This is a genomic window from Streptomyces sp. FH025 (genome assembly GCF_017427025.1).
Taxonomy (GTDB): Bacteria; Actinomycetota; Actinomycetes; order Streptomycetales; family Streptomycetaceae; genus Kitasatospora.
This window is the reverse complement of sequence record NZ_JAFLNG010000452.1, coordinates 1-6,380: the sequence shown is the minus strand read 5'-3', so window position 1 is coordinate 6,380 and position 6,380 is coordinate 1. Positions and strand designations below refer to the sequence as shown.

7 protein-coding genes are annotated in these 6,380 nt (G+C 70.6%); 2 read left to right on the top strand and 5 right to left on the bottom strand.

Annotated elements, in window-relative coordinates; all coding sequences use genetic code 11:
* On the top strand, window positions 1-653 hold a 653-nt coding region (locus J0670_RS26535; RefSeq protein ID WP_207814199.1), incomplete at its 5' end, for an acetoacetate decarboxylase.
* 102 nt (window positions 654-755) lie between these two features.
* Here the strand turns inward: J0670_RS26535 and J0670_RS26530 are convergent.
* The 5 genes from J0670_RS26530 to J0670_RS26510 all read right to left on the bottom strand — a co-directional run bounded on the left by J0670_RS26530 (window position 756) and on the right by J0670_RS26510 (window position 5,794).
* Window positions 756-2,270, bottom strand: coding sequence for an IPT/TIG domain-containing protein (locus tag J0670_RS26530; RefSeq protein ID WP_207814198.1), 1,515 nt, complete (start codon window positions 2,268-2,270; stop codon window positions 756-758).
* 257 nt (window positions 2,271-2,527) lie between these two features.
* A complete protein-coding gene (locus J0670_RS26525; protein WP_207814197.1) occupies window positions 2,528-2,986 on the bottom strand; it encodes a MarR family winged helix-turn-helix transcriptional regulator in 459 nt (152 codons plus the stop codon).
* Window positions 2,979-3,734, bottom strand: coding sequence for an alpha/beta fold hydrolase (locus tag J0670_RS26520; RefSeq protein ID WP_207814196.1), 756 nt, complete (start codon window positions 3,732-3,734; stop codon window positions 2,979-2,981). Before J0670_RS26520 ends, J0670_RS26525 begins: the two co-directional genes overlap by 8 nt.
* A gap of 204 nt (window positions 3,735-3,938) precedes the next feature.
* Window positions 3,939-5,150, bottom strand: coding sequence for a serine hydrolase (locus tag J0670_RS26515; RefSeq protein WP_207814195.1), 1,212 nt, complete (start codon window positions 5,148-5,150; stop codon window positions 3,939-3,941).
* A gap of 155 nt (window positions 5,151-5,305) precedes the next feature.
* Window positions 5,306-5,794, bottom strand: a complete 489-nt coding sequence (locus J0670_RS26510) for a carboxymuconolactone decarboxylase family protein (RefSeq protein WP_207814194.1) — start codon at window positions 5,792-5,794, stop codon at window positions 5,306-5,308.
* Between the two features lie 120 nt (window positions 5,795-5,914).
* On the opposite strand from J0670_RS26510, the gene J0670_RS26505 reads away from it, so the two are divergent.
* A partial coding sequence (locus J0670_RS26505; protein WP_207814193.1) for a pirin family protein occupies window positions 5,915-6,380 on the top strand: 466 nt, incomplete at its 3' end.

Here is a 6,380-nt window from a genome sequence, read left to right as displayed (position 1 = left end):
ACCGCACCGACCCGGAGGCGCTGCGCGCCGTCGTCCCCGAACCGCTGGAGATCGAGGAGCCGCTGGTCCGATTCGAGGTCATGAAGATGGGCGAGGTCGACGGCTTTGGCCCGTACGTCGAGGCCGGGCAGGTCATCCCGATCCGCCACGGCGGGGAGCACGGCGAGTACCTGCACGCGATGTACCTCGACAACTTCGCCGCCACCGCCGCCGGCCGGGAGCTGAGCGCCTACCCCAAGGTGATGGGCTCGCCGCGGCTGTTCACCGAGGCCAGCACGCTGGTCGGCACCCTGGACTACGGCAGCCAGCGGGTCACCACCGCGACCATGGCCTACAAGTGGCAGCCCCTGGACCCGGAGGAGGCACGCGACCAGATCACCGTGCCCACCTACGCGGTCAAGGTGATCCCCGACTACAGCGGCGGCCTGCGGGTCTGCGACCTGGTCCGCACCCGGATCACCGACGTGACCGTCAAGGAGGCCTGGACCGGCCCGGCCCGCCTCCAGCTCAACGCCCACGTCATGGCGCCACTGGCCGACCTGCCGGTGCTGGAGGTCGTCTCGGCCAGCCACATCGTCACCGACCTCACCCTGGCCCCCGTCGCGCCCGTCCACGACTACCTGGCCCTCGGGACCGGTGAGCCCGGATGTTGAGATGTCGCTCATTCGAGACTGAAGGCAGCCACTCATCACGCTGAGTGACCACTTGATGCTGTCGGGGGCCGCTGTCCTGCCCAGCGCTTTCGCGAGCCGGCGTCACAGCTCCTTGTAGGTGAACTCGGCCACCGGACCGGTCGGGGACGAGTAGCCGTTCGACAGCACGGTGACGTCGATGGTCCTGGGCTTGCCGACGCCGGTGGTCGGGGCGGGCACGGAGGCGACGATCTCGCCGGGCGCGCCGGTGCGCTTGACCTGGACGGACGGGGAGGGGTTGTCGCCGAAGAAGACCTGGGCGTCGGGGCCGAAGTTGACGCCGGTGATGGTGACGGGGTCGCCCTTCCGACCCTTGTCCGGGGCGATACCGGTGAGCACCACCGGGGCGGGGCCGCCGTAGGCGAACTGACCGAAGGGGACGGCCGGCGAGGTGCCCAGGTTGGTGGTGACCCGGACGGCGACGACGCCGACGCCGGTGGGCGCGAAGACGCTGATCGCGGTGCCGTCGCCGCTGACGACCAGGTCCTGGCACGGGACCGCGCCGAAGTCGACCGCCGTGCCCGCGCCGAAGCCGCTGCCGGCGATGACGACCGCGCTGCCGGCCTTGCCGGCGTTGCCGCTGATGGCCCGCACCACCGGGCCGGGCAGCACATCGGGGGCGCCGAGCAGACCCAGGTAGGTGGAGTCGGCGTGCTGGTAGGCGACCTGGCCCATGAAGTCCTGGAGCGTCTTCTTGGCCATGACCGGGTCGTAGTCGCTCCTGTAGTCCGGATTCAACGGGATGGCCTTGCCCGGCTGGGCGTAGCCGTGGGGGCCGGGCAGGGCGGCGATCGCCGTGATCACAGCCTTGACGTCGTCGTTCGCCGCCGGGCCGGGCGGATCGGGATACCACTTCTTCGCGTCGTCGAGACTGGTCCAGGCCTGCGGCACCAGGTCCCAGGCGTTGTAGTAGCGCTCATTGGCGACCCAGTTCAGGGAGTCGACGTAGGTCGCGAAGCCCAGGCCTCCGGCGGTGGGGGCGGCGAAGGTGTAGAGGCCGAAGTGCGGGGTGGCGCCCTCCCAGGTCTGCGCCTGGAGGTAGGGCGCGACCATGGTGGCGATGCAGCCGCCCAGACTGTGACCGATCACGTAGACGGTGGGGTTCGGCGCAGCCCCGGTGAGGGCGTCGGCGAGCGCCTGCACCAGGGTGACGCCCGCCGCGCTCATGGTGACGACCTGGCTGAACGCCTCCATCGCGCCCTTGGAGACGGCCACCGGGACGGATGGCGAGCCGACGGCGGTGAACGGGACCACCGTGCCCACGTCGAGGTCCTCCAGCAGGTCGGTGACGTTGGAGACCGTGCCGCGCAGGACCACGGAGAACGCGTTGGAGGAACGACTCGCGGCCAGGTACGCCATGTTCGCGTTGTCCGGGCTCAGCGCCAGCCACAGCAGGCTCCAGTCGTTCCCGGTCGCGAGGGAGGACTCGGCCAGTTGCTCGCTGACGCCCAGGAAGATCCGGTCCTGCTGCTCTTCCGGCGTCTCGCCCGATGGACGCGGGGTGGCCCCGGTCGCCGCGATCGCGGCCAGCGTCATGGCCACCTGCGGCATGGTTGGTGAGCTCTGCTCCGTCGACATGTGCATGCACTCCCTGGGAATGAATCGCCTCACCGGATAGGGAGGTCGTGTCCCCTCTGGGTTCCGCCGGGGACGTCCGACGATGTGTCCCGGCCCGGGCCGTCATGCCATCGGGCGTACGCCCTCGCGGCCCGGACGGACCGGTTGCGGGAGCCGACGTCGATCACCACCTTTCCGGGTCAGCCCGGCGGCCGAGCAGCGTCCCTTCGAAGCCGACGTGCGGACGTGCCGGCGTTCGTACTCCTCTGGCGTCACGGTCAGTCGAGGTTGAGGCGTTTGTTGAGGGCCCTTCCCGAGGGCAGGGTGTCGATGAACCTGTGGAGGAACTCGAGGACGGCGTCGGTGTCCAGGCCTTCGGAGACGGCGTCGATCGCGGTGTAGATGTCCTCTTCGATCCTGGCGACCGCGGTGGCCAGGCGATCACCCTCGGGGGTGAGGCTGAGTTGGACGTAGCGGCGGTCGGCGGCGTCGGTGCGGCGCTCGACCAGCCCGGCCGCGACGACGCGCTCGACCAGCCGGCTGGGGTTGGTGCCGCTCTCGCACACCAGGAGCTGTCCGAGCCCGTTGAGGCTCAGGGTGCCGTGCTGCTGGAGCAAGCGCAGCACCTCGGCCTGCGACGGGGTGATGCCGTGGGGTTTGAGGGCCTGGATCAGCAGCCGGTTGCCTTCGCGTTGGGCTGCCAGGATCGCGAAGCGCAGGTGTTCGGCCTTACGCATCGGCCTCCCTCCGGGTGGTCGGCAGGGCGGCGAGGAAGTCGTTGACCGCAGCGGCGTAGGTGGCCGGGTGGGAGAAGCGGAACATGTGGCCGGTGCGCGGCAGCACGACCTCCCGGGCGTCGGGGATGCCCGCGAGCATGATCTTGGAGGCGTTCTCGCCGATCAGCACGTCGTGCGAGGGGGTCAGGATCAGGGTCGGGACCTGGACCTGGCCTAGCACGTCGACGTAGTCGGCGGTGAGGACGGCCTGCACCCGCGCGCCGAAGGAGGCGGCCGGGGTGTTGGCGAGGAACAGTTCGCGACTGCTCGCCTCGTTCCAGGGCACCTGTCCCTCGCCGTCGAACGGGGAGGCGAGGCGGTGGGCGTGGGCTCGCAGCGTCACCTGCCGGTAGAGCGGGCCGCGTGCCTTGCCGATGACCCTCATCAGGGCCTTCCACGGCTTCGAGTCGACCGGGTTGGCCGCGAATCCGCCGGACAGGACCACGGCGCGCAGGCCCCGCGGGCGGCGGGTGGCCAGCGCGAGCGCGATGTTCGCGCCGAACGAGTCACCGACCAGCACGTAGTCGTCGAGGTCGGCGATCGCGTTTTCGACGAAGTCGGCGTAGCGATCGATGTCGTTCACGCCTTCGGGCAGGCGCAGCGTGCGTGTGGGCACCTCACCGTAGGGAGCGAGCTGTTCGGCGCTCCACGGGGCGCCGGAGAAGCAGGGGATGAAGACGAGGGTCGGATTCTTCTGCGCAGTGTTCACAGCCAATACATTACACGACACATGTGTCGTGTCACTTGTTATCGGGGTCACATGGGGATCCGTCCCCATGTGCTCGTCAGGTGCGGCGGCCGGGTGCGGGCCCGGGTGTCTCCTCGCGCCAGGGGGCGCGGGGAGACACCCGGGCAGCGGACGCCGCGCAGAGATCACCGTTCAAAGATCACCAGGCAGAGATCACGAACCCCGTCAGCGACTGCCGCAGAACGCCGCGTCGACGAGGCCGATCTCCGCCCCCAACTGCGCGTTGATCTGCGCCTCGTCCCCCTTGATGGTGGCGGACACCGCGACCTGCCGGTCACCGGTGCCCCACAGCTGGGAGCTGTAGCCGGGCACGCCCCCGTCGTGCCCGTAGACCGGACCGCAGGACAGCGGCAGCGTGACCAGCCCCAGTCCGTAGCCCACGGACGTGGGCACGCCGTCGACCTCCACCGGGATGGTCGTGGTCATCTCCCGCATCAGCTTCTCGGACAGCAGCCGACCGCCCAGCAGCGCCTTCTCGAAGCGGGTGAGGTCGTCCAGGGTGGATATCAGCTCACCGGCCGAGTTCGCCCAGGACATGTCGGCCAGCGTCACGTCCCGGTCGCTCCGGTCCTCCGGGCCGGGCCCCTCGGCCAGGGTCCAGTAGCCGTGCGCGTGCGGGCCCCGAATGTCGATGGCCGTCCCGGGGAAGTACGTCCCGCTCATCCTCAGCGGTCGCAGGATGCGCGCGGTGATCTCCTGGGCGTAGCCGTGCCCGGTCACCCGCTCGATGATCATGCCGAGCAGGGTGTAGTTGACGTTGGAGTAGCTCCACTTGGTACCGGGCGGAAAGTTGGGCGCGTGCGCCACGGAGGCGGCCACCACCTTCGCCGGGGTGATCGTCCGGGTCAGGCCGCCCTGGTCGAGCCAGTTGCGGATGGCGTTGCCGTCCGTCCGGTCGGGAAACAGCCCGCCCTTCTCGTTGGTCGGGTCCCAGAGGCCGGAGCTGTGGTTGAGCAGCTGGCGGACGGTGATGTGGTCGCCGTTGGGCACCGCGCCGGGCAGGTACCGATCGATCGGATCATCCAGGCCGATCCGCCCCTCGCCCACCAGCTGGAGCACGGTGGTCGAGGTGAACACCTTGGTGATGCTCCCGGCCCGGAACCGCCCGTCCGTCCGCACCGGAGCGCCGGTGGCCAGGTCGGCGACACCCGAGCCCGCACGCCGAACCCCGCCCTCCTCCCTGACCTCGGCGACCGCCGACGCGGCCCCGGCCCCGGTCACCGCCTTCAGGGCCTCCACCCAGCGGCCACCGGAGCCCTTCGCGACGGCGGCCGAGCCGGCCGCGGTCGGCTCGGCCGCCGTCGCCGAGGCGACCGGCGCGGCCAAGGCCAGACAGAGCACCGCTCCCACCAGCGCGGATACCGTACGACGTGCCATGCGACCCCCTTGGTCCACGGCGGGCCTCCGCCCGCCCTCAAGGACCAAGCCTCACCGCAGCACTGACACCTCGTCATCCCCCACCGGGAGGAATCGACCGTACGCCCACCAAAGTAGGCCGTACACCGAACGGAGGATGCCGTCCGGCCGGCCGACTACTGCCCGGCGGCCGGGCGGACCGGGTGCTTGCTCATGATCGACACCCGGTTGAAGGAGTTGATGGTGATCGCCACCCAGACCGCCGCCGAGATCTCCTCCTCGGTGAGCACCTCGCGGGCCGCCCCGTAGGCGGCCTCCTGCGCGGCCGCGTCCGACGGGGTCGTGGTCGCCTCGGCCAGCGCGAGCGCCGCCCGCTCCCGCGCGGTGAACACCTCGGTGTCGCGCCAGGCCGGGAGCACGCCGAGCCGCTGGGTGGTCTCGCCCTCCCGCAGCGCCGCCCTGGTGTGCACGTTCAGGCAGTAGGCGCAGCCGTTGATCTGCGAGACCCGCAGGTTGACCAGTTCCACCAGGCGCCGGTCCAGCCCGGCCTCCGCCGCGACCGCCCGCGCCGCCTCGGCGGCCGCGAGCAGAGCCCGGTACGCCGTGGGGCTCTGCTTGTCGATGAAGACCCGCCGCTCCGCAGGGATCACCGTCACGTCACTCACCTGAACTCCTCCATCGGCTCACTGTCGCGGCCTGCTGTCGCCCGTCACTCTGCCATGCCATAATAGTTGAATCTAGAACTACCTAGAAGTGCTTTTTCCGCCATGGGAGGGACCACCGCCGTGAGCACCACCGAGACCGAGCCGCACCCCGCCGCCCAGCCGCAGGAACCGCGAGTCGAGGTCCTGCCCCCACGGGACGTCCCGCTCGGCGGGCCGCGCGCGATGACCGTACGCCGCACTCTCCCACACCGCTCCCGCCCGCTGATCGGCGCCTGGTGCTTCGTGGACCACTACGGCCCCGACGACGTCGCCGTCACCGGCGGGATGGACGTCGCCCCGCACCCCCACATCGGCCTGCAGACCGTCAGCTGGCTGTTCACCGGCGAGATCGAGCACCGCGACAGCCTCGGCGTCCACGCCTTCGTCCGTCCGGGCGAGCTCAACCTGATGACCTCCGGCCACGGCATCTGCCACTCCGAGGTCTCCACCCCCGAGACCACCGTCCTGCACGGCGTCCAGCTCTGGGTGGCCCTGCCCGACGCGCACCGCCACACAGCCCGCGACTTCCACCACCACGTCCCGGGGC

Excerpts from the sequence above, each read along its gene's own strand:
- J0670_RS26515 (WP_207814195.1), bottom strand. The coding sequence starts at position 5,150 with ATGGCACGTCGTACGGTATCCGCGCTGGTGGGAGCGGTGCTCTGTCTG.
- J0670_RS26530 (WP_207814198.1), bottom strand. The coding sequence starts at position 2,270 with ATGTCGACGGAGCAGAGCTCACCAACCATGCCGCAGGTGGCCATGACG.
- J0670_RS26525 (WP_207814197.1), bottom strand. The coding sequence starts at position 2,986 with ATGCGTAAGGCCGAACACCTGCGCTTCGCGATCCTGGCAGCCCAACGC.